This is a genomic window from Sulfurovum aggregans (genome assembly GCF_055385215.1).
The window spans coordinates 874,664-891,352 of the sequence record NZ_AP042387.1 but is presented as its reverse complement, the minus strand read 5'-3'; the positions used below and the strand labels follow the sequence as shown (position 1 = coordinate 891,352).

The 16,689-nt window shown below is 39.5% G+C and carries 17 protein-coding genes; 12 read left to right on the top strand and 5 right to left on the bottom strand.

All coding sequences use genetic code 11. The features are described from left to right. Positions 1-77: 77 nt before the first annotated feature. Positions 78-2,351 carry an outer membrane protein assembly factor BamA gene (gene bamA, locus ACZ48W_RS04375; protein WP_464830116.1) on the top strand — a complete coding sequence of 758 codons (2,274 nt, stop codon included), beginning with the start codon at positions 78-80 and terminating at the stop codon, positions 2,349-2,351. A 67-nt stretch (positions 2,352-2,418) separates the two neighbouring features. On the opposite strand, the gene ACZ48W_RS04370 is transcribed toward bamA, so the two are convergent. The 5 genes from ACZ48W_RS04370 to plsY form a co-directional block, all read right to left on the bottom strand. Further along, a complete protein-coding gene (locus ACZ48W_RS04370; protein WP_464830115.1) occupies positions 2,419-3,942 on the bottom strand; it encodes a Ppx/GppA phosphatase family protein in 1,524 nt (507 codons plus the stop codon). Between the two features lie 9 nt (positions 3,943-3,951). Continuing rightward, entirely contained in the window at positions 3,952-4,203 is a 252-nt protein-coding gene (locus ACZ48W_RS04365; RefSeq protein WP_464830114.1) for a YfhL family 4Fe-4S dicluster ferredoxin, read from the bottom strand. Positions 4,204-4,386: 183 nt separating this feature from the next. Further along, positions 4,387-5,061 carry a homeostatic response regulator transcription factor HsrA gene (hsrA, locus tag ACZ48W_RS04360; protein WP_464830113.1) on the bottom strand — a complete coding sequence of 225 codons (675 nt, stop codon included), beginning with the start codon at positions 5,059-5,061 and terminating at the stop codon, positions 4,387-4,389. 87 nt (positions 5,062-5,148) lie between these two features. After that, positions 5,149-5,475 carry a dihydroneopterin aldolase gene (locus ACZ48W_RS04355; RefSeq protein ID WP_464830112.1) on the bottom strand — a complete coding sequence of 109 codons (327 nt, stop codon included), beginning with the start codon at positions 5,473-5,475 and terminating at the stop codon, positions 5,149-5,151. Position 5,476: 1 nt separating this feature from the next. Further along, complete coding sequence (plsY, locus tag ACZ48W_RS04350; protein ID WP_464830111.1) at positions 5,477-6,097, bottom strand: glycerol-3-phosphate 1-O-acyltransferase PlsY; 621 nt, start codon at positions 6,095-6,097, stop codon at positions 5,477-5,479. 190 nt (positions 6,098-6,287) lie between these two features. Between plsY and nadA the strand changes: the two genes are divergently transcribed. From nadA to rimP, 11 genes are all read left to right on the top strand, one after another. Then, on the top strand, positions 6,288-7,283 hold the full coding sequence (gene nadA / locus ACZ48W_RS04345; protein WP_464830110.1) for a quinolinate synthase NadA: 996 nt from the start codon (positions 6,288-6,290) through the stop codon (positions 7,281-7,283). After that, positions 7,283-8,101, top strand: coding sequence for a carboxylating nicotinate-nucleotide diphosphorylase (gene nadC / locus ACZ48W_RS04340; RefSeq protein ID WP_464830109.1), 819 nt, complete (start codon positions 7,283-7,285; stop codon positions 8,099-8,101). The genes nadA and nadC overlap by 1 nt, the downstream gene beginning before the upstream one ends. Before the next feature lie 81 nt (positions 8,102-8,182). Further along, a complete protein-coding gene (locus ACZ48W_RS04335; protein WP_464830108.1) occupies positions 8,183-9,151 on the top strand; it encodes a DHH family phosphoesterase in 969 nt (322 codons plus the stop codon). Then, entirely contained in the window at positions 9,141-10,523 is a 1,383-nt protein-coding gene (gene pgp6 / locus ACZ48W_RS04330) for a peptidoglycan metallopeptidase Pgp6 (RefSeq protein WP_464830107.1), read from the top strand. The genes ACZ48W_RS04335 and pgp6 overlap by 11 nt, the downstream gene beginning before the upstream one ends. A gap of 93 nt (positions 10,524-10,616) precedes the next feature. Further along, complete coding sequence (gene lpxC, locus ACZ48W_RS04325; RefSeq protein ID WP_464830106.1) at positions 10,617-11,501, top strand: UDP-3-O-acyl-N-acetylglucosamine deacetylase; 885 nt, start codon at positions 10,617-10,619, stop codon at positions 11,499-11,501. Next, positions 11,482-11,949 carry a hypothetical protein gene (locus ACZ48W_RS04320; protein WP_464830105.1) on the top strand — a complete coding sequence of 156 codons (468 nt, stop codon included), beginning with the start codon at positions 11,482-11,484 and terminating at the stop codon, positions 11,947-11,949. Before lpxC ends, ACZ48W_RS04320 begins: the two co-directional genes overlap by 20 nt. Before the next feature lie 15 nt (positions 11,950-11,964). Then, positions 11,965-12,846, top strand: a complete 882-nt coding sequence (thrB, locus tag ACZ48W_RS04315) for a homoserine kinase (protein WP_464830104.1) — start codon at positions 11,965-11,967, stop codon at positions 12,844-12,846. A gap of 35 nt (positions 12,847-12,881) precedes the next feature. Then, complete coding sequence (locus ACZ48W_RS04310) at positions 12,882-13,118, top strand: DUF448 domain-containing protein (RefSeq protein ID WP_464830102.1); 237 nt, start codon at positions 12,882-12,884, stop codon at positions 13,116-13,118. A gap of 46 nt (positions 13,119-13,164) precedes the next feature. Next, positions 13,165-15,864 carry a translation initiation factor IF-2 gene (gene infB, locus ACZ48W_RS04305; RefSeq protein WP_464830101.1) on the top strand — a complete coding sequence of 900 codons (2,700 nt, stop codon included), beginning with the start codon at positions 13,165-13,167 and terminating at the stop codon, positions 15,862-15,864. 1 nt (position 15,865) lies between these two features. Then, on the top strand, positions 15,866-16,267 hold the full coding sequence (gene rbfA, locus ACZ48W_RS04300) for a 30S ribosome-binding factor RbfA (protein ID WP_464830100.1): 402 nt from the start codon (positions 15,866-15,868) through the stop codon (positions 16,265-16,267). Next, positions 16,257-16,688: a ribosome maturation factor RimP gene (gene rimP / locus ACZ48W_RS04295; protein WP_464830099.1), complete on the top strand. Its 432-nt coding sequence runs from the start codon at positions 16,257-16,259 to the stop codon at positions 16,686-16,688. The genes rbfA and rimP overlap by 11 nt, the downstream gene beginning before the upstream one ends. The last annotated feature ends 1 nt before the right edge of the window (position 16,689 follow it).

Below are 16,689 nucleotides of genomic sequence, written 5' to 3'. Positions count from 1 at the left end.
GCATGATTTTTTTGTTTATTATGCGCCTCTTATTGAAAAAAAGATAAAATATTAGCAAATTATATTAAGGTTTGACTATGATAAAGAAAATAGCCCTTTCATGGATATTGATAGGATCACTGCTGCTGGCACAAAAAATAACACAGATCAAATTTGAGGGGCTTGCCCACCTTTCCCCTTCTGTTGCGATGGAGATCGCAGATCTCCGTGTAGGTGACCAAATGGATCCTGCCAAAATCGATGAATCTATTAAAAAGTTCTTTGAACAAGGCTACTTTGAAGATATATGGGTTGATAAACAGGGCGGTGTACTTATTTACCATTTTAAAGAAAAAGTAGCTATCGCGAATATTCAGGTTAAAGGATACGGTTCAGGGGATGATGGTGAAAAACTTTTAAGGACGATAGGTTTGAAAAAAGGCGATCTTTATGATGAAGCACGTATCAAAGTAGCGAAAAAGACACTTATTTCAAGGCTTGAAAGCCAAGGTAATTATGATTCTGTGGTTGAGGTTACTACTACTCCGGTCGGGGAAAGAGCTGTTTCTGTTGTCTTTGATGTCAACAAGGGGGAGAAGATCAAGATCAAAAAACTTAATTTTATCGGTGCGTCAAAATTAAGTAAAAGTGATCTTGAAACGGATCTTGCCAACCAGGAAGAAGATTTCCTTGGCTGGATGCCATTCATGAACAGCGGTGATGTAAAAGTAGACCAGCTTGAATATGATGCGTATAGAGTGAAAGATACATATATGAAACACGGTTTTCTGGATGCAGAAGTCAGCAAACCGCTTATGCGTGTAGATTACAGTTCCTATACTGCAGAGATAGATTATCAGATCAAAGAGGGTGTACGGTATCGTGTAGGTGAAGTGACTATTGAGCAAAATATAGAAGGGTTGGACAGTAAAGAATTGGGTTCTGAATTGTCTCTTAAAAAAGGACATATTTTTAATATTACACGTATGAGAAAAGATATGAAGATGCTTGAAGAAGCTGCCGGGAATCTCGGATATGCTTATGCAAAGGTCACTCCCCGAATGAATAAAAATGCGGAAAAGAAAATGATCAGCCTCCAGTATGTTATACAGTCAGGTATGAAAGTAACGATCAATGATGTATTGATCTCCGGTAATGACAGTACAAAAGACAGAGTTATACGCAGATATATCTACCTCGCTCCAGGGGATACTTTTAATGCAACAGACCTAAAAGACAGTAAAAGTGCATTGGGAAGAACCGGTTTCTTTGAAAAAGTGGATATTCAGAGTCAAAGGATCTCTGAAGACAAGATCAATCTTCTTGTAAAGCTAAAAGAAGCAGCGACAGGAACTCTTTCTGCCGGAGGAGGATACGGGAGCTATGAAGGACTTATGCTTAATGCAAGTATTTCAGATAAAAATATTTTTGGATCAGGGATCAATGCAAGTTTCGGTTTTGATATTTCAAAGATCTCTACGAATTATAATGTTTCCTTTACCAATCCTAAAATATGGGACAGTATGTACAGCTTAGGTTTTAGTCTTTATAAAAAAGATTATGAGTATATAGATTATACTCAGGATCAATTAGGCGGGTCATTGAGTCTGGGTAGACAGTTCTTCAGACATTTTTATGCTTCAGTCGGAGTAGGGTATGTAGATAACCAGTCTACTATTAATGAAGATGAAAATACAACGATCTATGATACCTATCTTTATACTGATCAATACAAGAAAACATCCCTGTTCACAAGTATCAAATTTGATAATACAGATGATTATTATACTCCAAGAGAAGGAATGATCGCAGCGGTCAATATTGAATATGCCAGTTTGAACGGAGATCTGAATGCCAGTGAATTGGCAATTTATCCAAACGGCTACGGTACCTTTATTAAAACAAATGCAAAATTAGGTTTATATTACGGATTAAATGACTGGATCGATTATGATCTTATCCTTCGCTTTAAAGCAAGAATGACCACAATAAGTACCGGTGACGGAGAGAAACTTCCTATTGGTGAAAAACTTTTTATGGGTGGTATTGGGAGTGTGAGAGGTTATGATCCTTATTCACTTTCTCCTTTGGATAGTGATGGGGAAAGGATGGGAGGAACACAGCGCTTTTCTACAAGCATAGAAGCAAGTATCCCTCTCTCTGAAGCAGCAAAGATGAGATTAGCTTTTTTCTATGATTATGGTATGATAGGAGAAGATGATTTTAATGAAATTAAAAGATCATCAGCAGGTGCAGTCATAGAGTGGCAGTCAGGTTTCGGCCCTATCAATCTTGTTTTTGCACAGGCGATAGACCCTGAAGCGGATGACAGAACAGCAACATTTGAATTCTCCATGGGAACTAAATTCTAAGTAGCAGAGAGCAAGTAGCAAGGAGCAATCAAGGAAGGGTATAAAATAATTGCTACCTGCTACCTGCTTATATCCCCAACTCTTTATTCTTTGGTATCTTCTCTTTATCTTCTATAATAATAGCAAAGGGAATAGGCTTCTCTAACGCTTTTATTTTCTCTTTTGCAAGATACAGGGGTTTATCTGAAATAATGGTCAGTGTTTTATTATGGTAGCTGAACTTAATATGGGCACTGTTAGAGGATTCATGTACAAATACAGTAAGGGTATAAATGAAACTTAGCCAAAGCAATGTTTGCTTTTCTGGTAACAGAGGTTCAAAATTATGATAGAGAGGTTTATGGAGAAGCTCTTTCCCATGCATACGAAGCAAAAGAGAGATGAGTAGTATCTGTCTATGGGTAAAACCGTAATTCAATTCCTGCATTGCAATATAGAATGCATGCTGATGTGATTTGTATATAGTAAGTGTTTTACCAATCGTAGAGAGTTTAAGTGCCCAAAGTAGCTCAGCCTTATACTGAAGTTGATCATTAATCTCTATTTGAAGTTCATGATAAAGAGCAGAGGCTATTTTAAGTTTGTTTTTCTTCTTTACTTCTATGTTGATAAAGGGTTTAAATCTATCTAAAATAGAGGTAATACTTGGATTGAGACTATTTGGAAATTTTATATTTTCTCGTTTTAGCGACTGCTCAAGAAAGACCCCTTCTCTTACACCGACAGAACTGGTAATAACTGAATTTGCTCCAATATGAGAGAGTATCTCATTCCAGATAAGTGTTCCTTCCCGTATAGTATCATATCGGCTTTTTTTCAGTCCGAATTTTTTGAGATTTTTTGCAGAAGAGCGTGGTATAGCTTGCAGATACTCTGTAAATTTATCAATCTCATAGGTAAAAGCATGAAGTTTATCTAAAGGATGTCTGCACTGCTTCATAACTCCTTTACTGAGGGTTCTTGCTGTACCGCCTATCCCTATGGCCAAGGTATCTTTAAAATGCTTAGGAAGCTTCTCCAGTTCGACTTGTATATAGGCTTTCGCTTTTTGGTTTATCTCTTTAAGAGACATCTCTTTATCAAAGAAAAGTTCTTTCAGCCTAACTGTACCCAAATTAAGAGAATAGGTATCAATAATATCTCCATCTTTGATGAGTGCCATGTCAGATGAGCCCCCACCTATATCTATGGTGATGCCTTTATTGATGGGAAGTAGATTATTGGCAGCAATGGCTCCATACTCTGCTTCTTTGTTTCCATTGATGATCTTAATGGAAAGCCCTAGTTCTTTTTTTATCCATCTAACAAAAAGTTTTCCGTTTGGTGCATCTCTCAATGCGGAGGTAGCGACACAAAGTGTTTTATGTGCTTGGTATTTTTCTATAGTATGAAGAAAGGATTGGAGGGTGAAGAAAGCTCTTTTTATACCGATAGGTTGGAGATAACCGTCTTTTTCATAAGCCCCTTCGCCTATGCGAACTTTAGATTTCTGTTCACAAATAAGGTGAAAGCCGTAACGGCTTGTTTTCTCAAAGATAACAAGCCGGGCTGAGTTCGAACCTATATCAATGATTGCGGTTCGTTTAGCCATAATCTGTTTTTACTCTTCCTCTTGAAGCTTTTCAAATTTAAATTTAAGTTCTTCAATATTTTCAACATTGTCAGGATCTGAGATAATACAATCAACAGGACATACAGCAATGCATTGAGGTTCATCAAAGTGACCTACACACTCTGTACATCGGTCGGAATCAATAAGATAGACCGGATCATTCTCTTCAATCGCCTCATTCGGACACTCTTCTCTACACGCATCACATGCTATACATTCATCAGTTATTAAAAGGGCCATATTATCCTCTGTTTGAGCTATATTTATCGTTATAAGATATGCTCTATTAAGTTATTTATACGAGTTATAACCCAACAAAGCTTATGCTTTATTTAAAATAGAATAAAAATTTTTTTTCTTGGTTGTTTTTGAAAGAGCAGAAGCGTTTTTACGCTTCTTTTCCTGAATGAGTGGTATGTGGGATCAGGATATTTTTTTAGGAAAACAGAATCTGTAACCGCGTCTTCTTACTGTTTCGATGGTTGTGATATCCAGTGGTTTATCCATTTTCTGACGAATTTGGTTGATCGCTACTTCTATGACATTGGGAGTAACAAGTTCAGGTTCTTCCCAGATCGCATCAAGAAGCTGCTCTTTGGATACGATCTGGTCCTTATGCATTGCAAGATGGGTAAGCACTTCAAAAGGCTTCCCTTTAAGTTCGATCTCATTCCCCTGATAGATGATTTTCTCTTCTTCGGGGTTAATGATAAGGTCGTCGATCTCAATGATATTGGAAGCACCAAAACGTAATTTTGCTTCGATACGTACAAGGAAAATATCATGATCAAGAGGTTTTCTGATGAAGTCATCGGCACCGGCACGTAAAGCTTCTATTTCACTCTCTTTGTCTTTACGTTCAGAGAGTACGATAACAGATGTTTTATGTGCATTCTTTTTTATCTCAGAAATAAAACCTATATCGTTACCGCCTGTTTCAGCCCATCCAAGCAGTACCAAGTCATAGTTTCTAATGTCAAGATAGTATTTGGCATCGCCAAGATTTTCTGCTATATCACATTGGTAACTGTTTTCTGCGAGCAGTTGGGAAAGTGTTTTACCCAGTCCGACTTCATCTTCTATGATCAATACTCTCATAAGCGAACCTTTATCTTTAAGTTATATTTAATATTATAGCATAAAAATAAGGTTTCTGAAAGTTTTTTAAAAATTTGGAATGGAAATTCAGAATTCCCAGGAGTTGCTTAATGCAACAGAGCATTGAGGTAGAATATCCGGCTTTGAGATTTTAAGTGTCAGTGTCCGTATATGAGGATAAGCGGTACAAAGTAAGGCTTTTGCTCCGAGCAGAGCTTCTTCAAGAAGACTATAACGTTTTTCTTTGAGTTCCTGCTGCAGTAAAAAGACCATATCTGCATAGTCGATGAAATTTTCACCATTGTAGTCATAAGAGGCTTTCAGATCAATGATGATACGTTGCGGCCGATCCCGTTCAAAATCAAGCAGACCGATGATCACATCAAATTCCAAAGCATCTATATGAATGGTCATTTTATACTCTTCCCTCTTCTTTTTTGAAGAGTCTTATGATATTCGGAATGTGTTTATAGAAGATGATGATTGCAATGATCCAGACAGGGGCATGTGAACCGATACCGGGTACATCCGGATACATGATATAAGATGCAATGATAAATGCAATCAGCCCTATCAGTGAAGAGAGTGATGATATCTTCAATCCTTTCCCCGCTCCCAGCCATACACCTATGGAAATTAGTGCCGGTATTGGCATCATTACAAGAAAGACACCAAAGCCTGTGGCAACACCTTTTCCCCCTTCGAAAAATAGAAATGCTGAGAAACAATGTCCTACAACAGCAAGTACAGCTATTGTCCAAAGTACACTTTCCGGAGCACCTAACATTTTGGCAACCAAGATAACAACGATACCTTTAACGGCATCGAGAAAGAGTGTTGCTGCTCCCAGTTTTTTGGCAAGAGCAGGGTCTTTTTCCTTGACGACACGCAGTACATTGGTAGCTCCGATATTCCCGCTTCCTTCATTTTTAATGTCCACCCCCGCAAATTTTTTGGCAAGCAGGTATCCGAAGGGAATTCCGGCAATAAGATATGCAGTAAGATAAAGTAATATATTTTGATTGAGTAAATCCATTTTTATTCCGTAATTTTAAATTAGACTAAGTCTTGATACATGCAATTTTAACCGAATTTTGATAAAATAGCTATATTATATAGCCTCTTGTTATTTTCAATTTGATTGGAAATCTACAATTTGATAGAATATTTGATTGTGGATCCCCGTGTTAAGCGCGAGGATGACATACTTGTATTTAAGGATAGGAATGAGTATAGATTATAAAGCTGAGATAGAAAGACTTAAGAAAAAACTTGATGTAACAGTGGTCGCGCACTACTATCAGCGTGATGAAGTGTTTGAAATGGCAGATATTACAGGTGACAGTCTTGAACTTGCACGTAAATGTAAAGCAGATAAAAACCCATGGGTAGTTTTTTGCGGTGTAGGGTTTATGGGGCAGAGTGTAAAAGTGATCGCTCCTGAAAAACGTGTATTGATGCCTAAAATGGCTTGTTGTGCCATGGCCCGCATGATAGATGGAAGTTATTTTGATGATTCCGTGAATTATATGGTAGAGCGTGGTATCCCTAAAGAGAATATTTTGCCTATTACCTATATCAACTCTGATGCAACAGTGAAAGCAAAAGTGGGAGAGATGGGCGGAATGGTGTGTACCTCTTCAAATGCCTTTAAGATCATTGAAAAAGGGTTAGAGAGTGGTAAAAAAATCCTTTTTGTTCCGGATAGATGTCTCGGACAGAATTTTGCTATTCAGATGGGACTCAAATCGTGTGTTATCGGTGTAGGAGAATGTGATCCAAAAGAGGCAGATGTTATCTGTTTCAACGGTTTTTGTTCAGTACATCAGCTTTTCACTCTGGATGACATAGAGTTCTACCGTAACAAATACCCCGGTATCAAGATAGCCGTACATCCGGAGTGTGACCCAAAGATCGTTGCTGCAGCAGATTTCTCCGGTTCCACTTCACAGCTTATCAAATATGTGAATGATCTCGATCCTGAGCAGAAAGTAGCTATAGGCACGGAGTATAACCTGGTAAACAGAATGAGACAGGGAAATACTTATGTGCTTTCATCTACCAAGCCTGAGTGTCCGACCATGAATGAGACAACTCTGGAAGATTTGTATCTTACACTAAAATCGATAGAAGATAACAAGCCTATCAATGAAATTGTAGTAGACCCGCATACAGTGAAGTATGCGAATTTGGCATTAGAACGTATGTTGGCGATAAAATAATGTTAAAAGAATCATTTTTAAAAGCATTGGTTGCTGAAGATGTAGGCAGAGGAGATCTTTTTTCCCGTATCAGTACAGGTAAACAGATACGGGCATATATCATTGCCAAAAGTAACGGTGTCTTTGCAGGGCAGGAGTATGTGGATATTTTTGCAAAAATGTATGATCTGACTTTAGAATGGAAAGTAGAAGACGGGAGCACGTTTAAGAAAGGTGAAAAATTGCTTTTTATCTCCGGAGACTCTAAAACCATTCTCTCATTAGAACGTTCCATCCTGGATATGGTACTTCATGCAAGTTCCATTGCAACACTGACAGCACAGTATGTAGAAGCCATTAAAGATACGGGTGTCAAGCTGCTTGATACAAGAAAAACCAGACCGCTGCTCCGTGAGTTTGAAAAGTATGCAGTACGTTGTGGCGGGGGTATCAACCACCGTATGGGACTCGATGACTGTTTGATGCTGAAAGATACACACCTGCAAACTATAGATGATCTGGATCTCTTTATGAAAGAAGTACGCCTGAAAATTCCTTTTACTTCAAAAGTAGAGATAGAGTGCGAAAGTCTGGAGATGGTCAAACGTGCGATGAAAGCAGGGGCTGATATTGTGATGTGTGACAATATGTCTGTGGAAGAGACAAAAGAAGTAGTAGCCTATAGAAATAAAAATTATCCGCATATTTTACTTGAATCCAGTGGTAATGTCACGCTTGATACAATTAAAATGATAGCAATGACAGGAGTAGATGCGATCAGTTCGGGGAGTATTATTCATCAGGCGAACTGGATAGACCTGTCTATGAAAGTAGAGTAATGCGTGAGTAACATACTTATGGTATGATGTATCATGCCAAACTCCGACTTATGCAAGAATCCCTTTTTGGAAAGTGACTAGATGACAGAACAAAGATTTCCTATTCGAGAAGTAAAAGAGCGCTTGGAACGTTTTAAGAATATTAGCATACTGACCCATTTGAATCCGGATGCCGATACGATCGGTACCGGCCTGGGTATTTTTAATATACTCAGTCAAGACAGGAACAAAAGGGTGGAGATAGTCAATGCATCCAACATGCTGCCACGATATCTGGATTTTCTTCCTTTGTTCGGGAAGATAAAACATAAAATGGATTTTGAGGAAAGTCTTATTATTTCATGTGATTGCGGCAGTATAGACAGATTGGGTTTTGATCTTGAAGGCAGAGAGATCATCAATATAGACCATCATGAGAGTAATCAGTATTACGGGACAGTGAATATCGTGATACCTGCATATGCTTCAGCTTCCCAGGTAGCATACAGACTTTTTCAGATACTTTATCCGATAGAAGCAAATGCGGCTACCTGCTTTTATGCGGCACTTTTGTCGGATACCAGATATTTCACAACAAATTCTGTTGATCATGAGGTATTTGAGGTAGCAAAAGAGTTGGTGGATATCGGAGTAGAACCTGCCAGGGTAGCGTTTCACTTTACCCAAAGACGATCATTGAGTTCTTTGCGTATACTGGAAAGGGCCCTGGGACATTTGACACTCTGTTGTGAGGGGAAAGTAGCAACTTTGATGGTTACACAGGATGATATTGCTGCAACCGGTGCCCAGATACCTGATATGGAAGGTATTGTGGATTATGCCCGCTCTCTCGCTACAGTGGAAATAGCACTTTTTGCCATGGAACTGGAAGATGGAGTGCGTATATCATTACGTAGTAAAACAGCGGATGTATCAAAGGTTGCAGCAGTATTCGGCGGCGGAGGACATAAGGTTGCGGCAGGTTTTATCATAAAAGAAAGTGGTTTACAAGAAAGTATAGATACAATTTTAAAGAAGATAAAAGAATTAGGATTAACGGATGAGACGTAGAAAGAGTAAAAAAGGTATAGGCAAGATCATTTCAGGATTGTTATTGTTGGGTCTGCTTGCCGGGGCAGGATATGTATATACAGCTCCGGAGTTTGAGAGAGTGGCCCCTGTTATACACAGCAGTGACAATATGTTCTGGAATCGTAAAGATCCTCTCAAGATCAAATTGACAGATAATAGAGAATTGAAGAATTTTGAAATTATTTTAAGTGACGGACAGAAGAGTCTGATTATAGGGCAGGGGAATTTTGAAAAAAATGCCAAAGAACAGACTCTGCTGGTCAAATATCCAAAAAGCAGGACACTTGACCCCAAGGTAAAACATTTGATGTTGAAAGTGTCTGTACATGACAGCAGCCTATGGAACCTGATGGAAGGCAATAAGGCAGAAAAGGTCATCAATATCACTGTTGATCATAAGCGTCCCAATGTGAATGTACTCTCAAATTCCTATAGTATTACACAAGGGGGGAGTGCATTGGTCGTTTTTCAGGCAGAAGATGAAAATCCGGATACCCTTTATATTGAGGCAGCAGGACAAAAGTTCCAGGCACAGCCGTATAAAAAAGAGGGGTATTATGCAGCACTTATTGCCTGGCCGTTCAGAGAAAGCGGGTTTTCGGCAAAGATCATTGCAACAGACAAGGCAAAGAACAAGCGTGTGACAGATATTCCTTTTTATCTTAAAAACCACAAATACAGGGTTTCCTGGATCAAAGCAACGGATAAATTCATTGATGGCAAGATCTCAGAGCTTGCTTCAAGTGATCCCGAGTATGCAGATATCGATAACAGACTGGAAAAACTTAGAGCGGTCAATGAAACTATGAGATTAAAGAATGAAGAACTTATACATACATTAAGTGCCAAGATCCCGAAGGAGATGATAGACTCATGGAAAGTGAAGAGATTCTATCCTCTTAAAAACGGTGCAAAGGTTGCAAGTTACGGAGATGAAAGACATTATTATTATGGGACAAAAGAGAATGAAGTATCCCACTCCTATCATGTAGGGTATGATCTTGCCAGTATAAAGATGGCGGCAATCAAAGTATCAAATCCCGGTACCGTGGTGTATGCCAATGAAAACGGTATTTATGGGAATATGCCGATGATCGATCACGGGATGGGACTTTACACACTGTATGGCCACTGTTCACAGCTGCTTGTAAAAGAGGGTGATAAAGTACGTACCGGACAGACCATAGCAAAAACCGGTATGTCCGGCCTGGCACTGGGAGATCATTTACACTTTGGTATTTTGATCCAGGGGATAGAAGTAAGGCCTGTCGAATGGTTCGATCCGGGCTGGATCAAAACAAATATAGATGATATATTCAAAGCAGCAGACAAGATAATATCAGGGAAATAATACATAAATAATTCATATTAAAAGGGTATACTTTGCAATCATAGCGATATTACACTATAATATCGGCAATAAAAAATTAGAAAAGGGAGAGTAATGCAACAACGGACGATTAAAAAATCTGTTGAAGTCATCGGTATCGGTTTGCATAAGGGTGAGCCTATCAGGCTTAGGCTTGAACCTCTGGGTGCAGATGCGGGTATCGTGTTCTACCGTGAAGATCTGGCACTTAATATCCCACTCTCTCCTTCTTCGGTTATTGACACACGTATGGCTACAGTGATCGGGAGTGAGAAAGGTTTTATCTCAACGATTGAACATTTCCTCTCTGCCGTGTATGCTTACGGTATTGACAATATGCGTGTCATCGTCGACGGGAATGAAATGCCTATCATGGACGGTTCTTCTATTTCGTTCTGTCTTTTACTTGATGAAGCGGGTATCGAAGAGTTGGATGCACCTAAGAAAATTATCTGTGTAAAAGAACCCGTTGAGATAAAAGATGGTGATAAGTTTGTACGGCTTTTACCAAGTGACAGTGCAACATTTGATTTTAGAATCAAATTCGATCACCCTGTTATAGGTGAGCAGAGTGAAAAATTTGAGTTTAGTACGCACAATTTTGTTGAAGAGATCGCAAGAGCAAGAACTTTTGGATTTGCGAAAGATATCCAGTACTTACAGAGTCAAAATCTTGCACTTGGAGCAACACTCCAAAATGCCATAGGATTGGATGATCATAAAGTACTTAATCCTGAAGGATTACGTTTTGACAATGAGTTTGCAAGACATAAGATCCTGGATGCCATGGGTGATATGATGGTCTCGGGACATAATATATTGGCAAAGTATGAGTCTTTTGCCGGGAGCCATAATCTTAACTATCAACTGACAAGTAAACTGCTCTCAGAGAGTAAGAATTATGAACTTGTAGCAGTAGAAGAGTTGCAAAGTAGAGCATTTGCAAAATCTTTCGCCTAAATATACACTTCTTATCATCTCCATTTCTTCACCGCTTCTTGTAGGAGTATATGAAGATGATAGACTTATCAAAACGATTTCGAGTGATAAAAAAACTTCTGAAGTCCTTTTGCCTTTGATCAATGAATGTATCAATAAATATGAAATTTCAATGATGATCTATACAAGAGGCCCCGGCTCCTATATGGCTATAAAACTTACCTATATCATGCTTAAAACCATAGAAATTATACGGGGTATCAAATGTATGGGATGTAGCGGTTTTGCTTTAAATGGAGGGCAACCTATCAAAGCTGTAGGGAATCTTTATTTTATCAAGGAAAAAGAGACTATAATTACAAAAAAATTTGAACAGCCGGTAAATGCAGACTTTGCATTGCCTCAAAGTATTCAAGATCTTGAAATAGATGAAGAATCGACCCCTGAGTATATATTGCCGGCTGTTTAGCGGAAGAAGTTATTTATGTTTGTAAGTGTTCCAGCAACCTCTGCAAATCTTGGCCCAGGATTTGATACTTTAGGTTTGGCAGTAGATCTAAGAAATGAGATCATCATTAAACCCTCAAAATTTTTAAGTATCTCTACACATGGTGAGGGCGCAGATAATCCCAAGATCAAAAAAAATTCTTTATTTTTAAGTATCTTTAACGAAAACTATAAGCGTCTTGCAGGCAGAAGTGATAATTTCAGGTTTGAATTTCATAATCGTATACCTATCTCAAGAGGCTTAGGAAGTTCTTCCGCAGTAATCGTAGCAGCATTGAGTGGTGCATATACGGCAGCGGGTGTAAGATATAACAAAAGAGAGATCCTTAACCAGGCACTTCGTTATGAACACCATCCAGACAATATTACACCGGCAGTCATGGGCGGGTTTAACGTAGCCTGTGTCGAGGGGGACCGTGTATATAGTAAAAAAAGACGTATGCCTGACTACCTTCGGGCAGTAGTGGTGGTGCCGAATCGGACTATTTCCACTGCCAGGTCACGTACAGTTCTGCCTAAGATGTACAGAAAGGAAGAGACAGTCTATTCTCTCTCAAGGGCAGCATATATGACAGCACTTTTTATGAGTGAGTCCTGGGACCTGCTGCGTATTGCATCTAAAGACAAACTGCATCAGGCAAGACGTATGAAAATGATGCCGGAACTTTTTGATGTACAAAAACTTGCATTAAAACATGGTGCTTTGATGAGTACCCTTTCAGGTTCTGGTTCTACATTTTTCAACCTTGCTTATGATAAAGATGCCGATAAAATAGCACAAGCATTACAGGCACGTTTCCCTCAGTTTAGAGTTTTTACACTCTCTTTAGACAATAATGGTGTCACAACCAAAAGTTAAGCTGTACGCTTAATCTCTTTTTAGGTATAATACGCATGAAAAAATCACAGCCTGTACGAATGTGCATCGCCTGCCGCAGCAGACATCCTCAAAATACTTTGATCCGATTAAGACATGAGGGTAAAGATATAGTGGCATTTGACGGTAAAGGAAGAAGTTTCTACCTTTGTGATATTTGTAGTACAGATGAAAAAAAAATCAAGGGCCTGAGTAAACGTTTCAAACAAGATGAAGAAAAGTTTGCAGCCATTATCAAACAGTTGACACAGTAGTCAGCTCATGCAACTTGTTGCATTATATTAAAGGAGTTAATCAAGAATGGATAAAGTTAAAATCCAAGAAATAGCAGATGAAGCGGGATTGTCGAACGGGGATTTGCTAGACAAAGCCAAAGAATTAGGTTTTGATGTAAAAGCAGCCAACAGTACAATCAGCATGGAAAATGCTGGTATTCTCGTAGATTATGCGATTAGCGGAACATTGCCGAAAGGTTTCACGAAACCGGGCAGTAAATCAAAGATCAAAGTAGTGAAAAAGAAAGCTGTTGAGACAAAAGAAGAAAAAAAGACCGTGGAGACTTCTGCAGAAGAGAGTGAAAAAGTTGCTGTAACAGAAGAGACCGCTGCAGCAGAAGAGGTGAAAACAGTTACTGAAGAAGTGAAAGAAACCGTTGAAACACCTGTAGAAAAGCCTGTAGAAAAGCCTATTGAAAAGCCTATTGAAAAACCGGTGATCAAAGAAGTGAAAAAACGTAAAGGCATTTCTGTTGTCAGTAAGAAAACAGAACCTGAAGCAGTACCGGCTGCAGGAGAAACAGCAGATACAGAAAAACCAAAGAGAAGAACATTGTCCCGTGGCGGTATCAAAATCGTCAGAAAGGCAAAACCGGCACCGGTAAGAGCAGGTACCAAGATCTCTATGGGTGATCAGACACCGTATATTGCAAAAAAGAAGCCTAAAAAAATAGCAGAAGCAAGAGATTCCGGTACAAAAATAGATATTTTCAATCATGAAAGTATGGGTGGTGAGATCAGTTCAGGTTTCGGAGAAGAAGAAGTTGTACTCCTGGATTTTTCTGACAAGAATATCTATGAAGAGATGATGAGACAAGAGCAGAAACGTAAAGAAGAAGCAAAGAAAAGAGAAGCTGCAAATGGAGGACCTGTAAAAGGCAGACAACCGTTCCGTCCTCAACAGAAACGTTCTCTGAAACGTGGCGGGAAACGAAAGAAATATATTAAAGAAGAGAGTGCAGAAGTCGTTACTTCTGTAGAGATCCCTGAAAATGTAAGGGTATATGAATTCGCTGAAAAGGTAAACCGTTCTGTAGGTGAAGTGGTTAAAGTACTTTTTGCACTTGGTATGATGGTGACCAAAAATGACTTTCTCTCCAAAGATGAGATTGAAATTCTTGCGGAAGAGTTTGAAGTAGAAGTCACTACCATGAATCCATTGGATGAGTTGGATTATGCAGAAGCATATGATCTGGTAGAAGATACACAGCATGAAGAGAGACCTCCGGTTATTACGATTATGGGACATGTTGACCATGGTAAGACCTCATTACTGGATAAGATACGTTCAGCCAGAGTGGCAGACAAAGAGGCAGGTGGAATCACACAGCATGTTGGTGCATATCAGGTAGAGAAGAACGGAAAGAAAATCACCTTTGTCGATACTCCGGGCCACGAAGCATTTACAGAGATGCGTGCCCGTGGTGCACAGGCAACCGATATCGTTATTATCGTTGTTGCGGCAGATGACGGTGTTATGCCTCAGACAAAAGAAGCGATCGCACATACCAAAGCGGCAGGTGTACCGCTTATCGTTGCGATCAATAAAATGGATAAAGAGGCTGCGAATCCGGATAATGTCAAAGCACAACTTGCAGAGTTGGATGTTATGGCAGCGGACTGGGGCGGAGAGTATGAATTCGTTCCTGTATCTGCACATACAGGAATGGGGATTGATGAACTTCTTGAGACCATCCTGCTTCAGGCAGAGGTCATGGAGCTGGAAGCTGATCCTACAAGAAAAGCCAAAGCTGTTGTAGTTGAGAGTTCTTTGGAAAAAGGTTTCGGTCCTGTAGCGAATGTGATCATTAAGAACGGTACACTTCATGTAGGTGATAATGTCATCGTCGGTAAGACTTATGGCCGTATCAAAGCGATCAAACTTGATGACGGATCCTCGGTCAAGGAGATCGGTCCAAGCACTCCTGCAGCGATAGTCGGGCTCAATGAAGTACCTGGTGCAGGTGAAATACTTGTTGCTATGGATACTGACAGAGAGGTACGTGAACTGGCTGAGAAAAGAGCAGAATATGACAGAGCAAAACAGCTCTCCAAGAGTACGAAAGCAACACTTGATGACCTTTCAGCACTTATTGCAGAAGGACAGCTTAAGTCACTTCCTGTGATCATCAAGGCAGATGTACAGGGGTCACTTGAAGCCATTAAAGGAAGCTTGGAGAAACTTCGAAATGAAGAGGTGAAAGTCAACATTATTCATGAAGGTGTGGGTGGGGTCACTGAAAGTGATCTTACACTTGCGGATGCGAGTGAACATGCCGTAGTTCTCGGATTTAATGTACGTCCTACTGGTGCAGTGAAGAAAAAATCTAAAGAGTTGGGTATAGAGATACGTTCCTACTCTATCATTTATGACCTTCTTGATGATGTTAAAGCACTGCTTGGTGGTATGATGAGTCCTGTGATCAAAGAAGAGGTTACAGGTCAGGCAGAAGTACGTGAGACATTCGTTGTAGGTAAAGTAGGGACGATCGCAGGTTGTAAGGTTTCTGATGGTGTGATCACCAGAAACTCCAAAGCCAGACTTATCCGTGACGGTGTGGTCGTATATGAAAGTACGATCTCTTCACTTAAACGCTTCAATGAAGATGCAAAAGAAGTGAAGAACGGTTATGAGTGTGGTATCATGCTTGAGAACTTTAATGATATCAAAGAGGGTGATGTGATCGAGACCTTTAAAGATGTTGAAGAACAGGTGACATTGTAAGATGACCCATGAAGAGATCAAGCGACACAGAGTTGAATCTGTACTGAAAGAGATTATTCCCGAAGCGCTTGCTACACTTGATGATGAACGTATCAACGGGCTTTCTGTGACGGATGTTGTTTGTTCAAAAGGAAGATCTGATGCAAAAGTCTATCTTGATACCTCTTTTTTAAGTGAAAAAGAGCAAAATGAAGCATTGAAACAGTTACGTATCGTGTCAGGATATATACAGAACCACTGTAAACAGAGTGAAGGCTGGTTCAAAGCACCGCGTTTTACATTTGAGTTTGACCATCAGTTGGAAAAGGTAAGCCGTATAGAAGATCTTTTCAAGCAGATAGAAGAGAGAAAATCCAAAAAGAGTGATGCTAAAGAGAGTGAGGAGTCCGGTGATGAATCTTGAAACAGAAATAGCCAAAATAGTTGAAGCTAACGGTGCTGGATTGTATGATACAGAAATTGTGACAGAATTCGATGAAACCATCTTTCGTGTATTAGTAACCAAAGTCGGCGGCGTAAGCCTTGACCTTTGTGCAACGATCTCACACGAACTTTCACCTTTCCTGGATGTACATCCGCCTATGGGCGGAGCCTATAGACTTGAAGTGAGCTCTCCGGGAATAGAAAGAAAACTGACAAAACCGGTACATTTTCAAAATGCCATAGGTGAAAAACTGAAGCTGAAGATAGTGGGTGGTGAGAAACTCAAAGGTGTACTTAAAAGTGCAGACAGTGACAGTATTGTTATAGAGACAAAAGAGGGTGAAAAATCATTTTCTTATGGAGAACTCGGTACGGTAAAAACATATTTTGACTGGAATTAGA

Bases quoted from the DNA above. Each gene is read 5' to 3' on its own strand.
- bamA (WP_464830116.1), top strand. From the start codon at position 78: ATGATAAAGAAAATAGCCCTTTCATGGATATTGATAGGATCACTGCTG.
- ACZ48W_RS04370 (WP_464830115.1), bottom strand. From the start codon at position 3,942: ATGGCTAAACGAACCGCAATCATTGATATAGGTTCGAACTCAGCCCGG.
- ACZ48W_RS04365 (WP_464830114.1), bottom strand. From the start codon at position 4,203: ATGGCCCTTTTAATAACTGATGAATGTATAGCATGTGATGCGTGTAGA.
- hsrA (WP_464830113.1), bottom strand. From the start codon at position 5,061: ATGAGAGTATTGATCATAGAAGATGAAGTCGGACTGGGTAAAACACTT.
- ACZ48W_RS04355 (WP_464830112.1), bottom strand. From the start codon at position 5,475: ATGACCATTCATATAGATGCTTTGGAATTTGATGTGATCATCGGTCTG.
- plsY (WP_464830111.1), bottom strand. From the start codon at position 6,097: ATGGATTTACTCAATCAAAATATATTACTTTATCTTACTGCATATCTT.
- nadA (WP_464830110.1), top strand. From the start codon at position 6,288: ATGAGTATAGATTATAAAGCTGAGATAGAAAGACTTAAGAAAAAACTT.
- nadC (WP_464830109.1), top strand. From the start codon at position 7,283: ATGTTAAAAGAATCATTTTTAAAAGCATTGGTTGCTGAAGATGTAGGC.
- ACZ48W_RS04335 (WP_464830108.1), top strand. From the start codon at position 8,183: ATGACAGAACAAAGATTTCCTATTCGAGAAGTAAAAGAGCGCTTGGAA.
- pgp6 (WP_464830107.1), top strand. From the start codon at position 9,141: ATGAGACGTAGAAAGAGTAAAAAAGGTATAGGCAAGATCATTTCAGGA.
- lpxC (WP_464830106.1), top strand. From the start codon at position 10,617: ATGCAACAACGGACGATTAAAAAATCTGTTGAAGTCATCGGTATCGGT.
- thrB (WP_464830104.1), top strand. From the start codon at position 11,965: ATGTTTGTAAGTGTTCCAGCAACCTCTGCAAATCTTGGCCCAGGATTT.
- ACZ48W_RS04310 (WP_464830102.1), top strand. From the start codon at position 12,882: ATGAAAAAATCACAGCCTGTACGAATGTGCATCGCCTGCCGCAGCAGA.
- infB (WP_464830101.1), top strand. From the start codon at position 13,165: ATGGATAAAGTTAAAATCCAAGAAATAGCAGATGAAGCGGGATTGTCG.
- rbfA (WP_464830100.1), top strand. From the start codon at position 15,866: ATGACCCATGAAGAGATCAAGCGACACAGAGTTGAATCTGTACTGAAA.
- rimP (WP_464830099.1), top strand. From the start codon at position 16,257: ATGAATCTTGAAACAGAAATAGCCAAAATAGTTGAAGCTAACGGTGCT.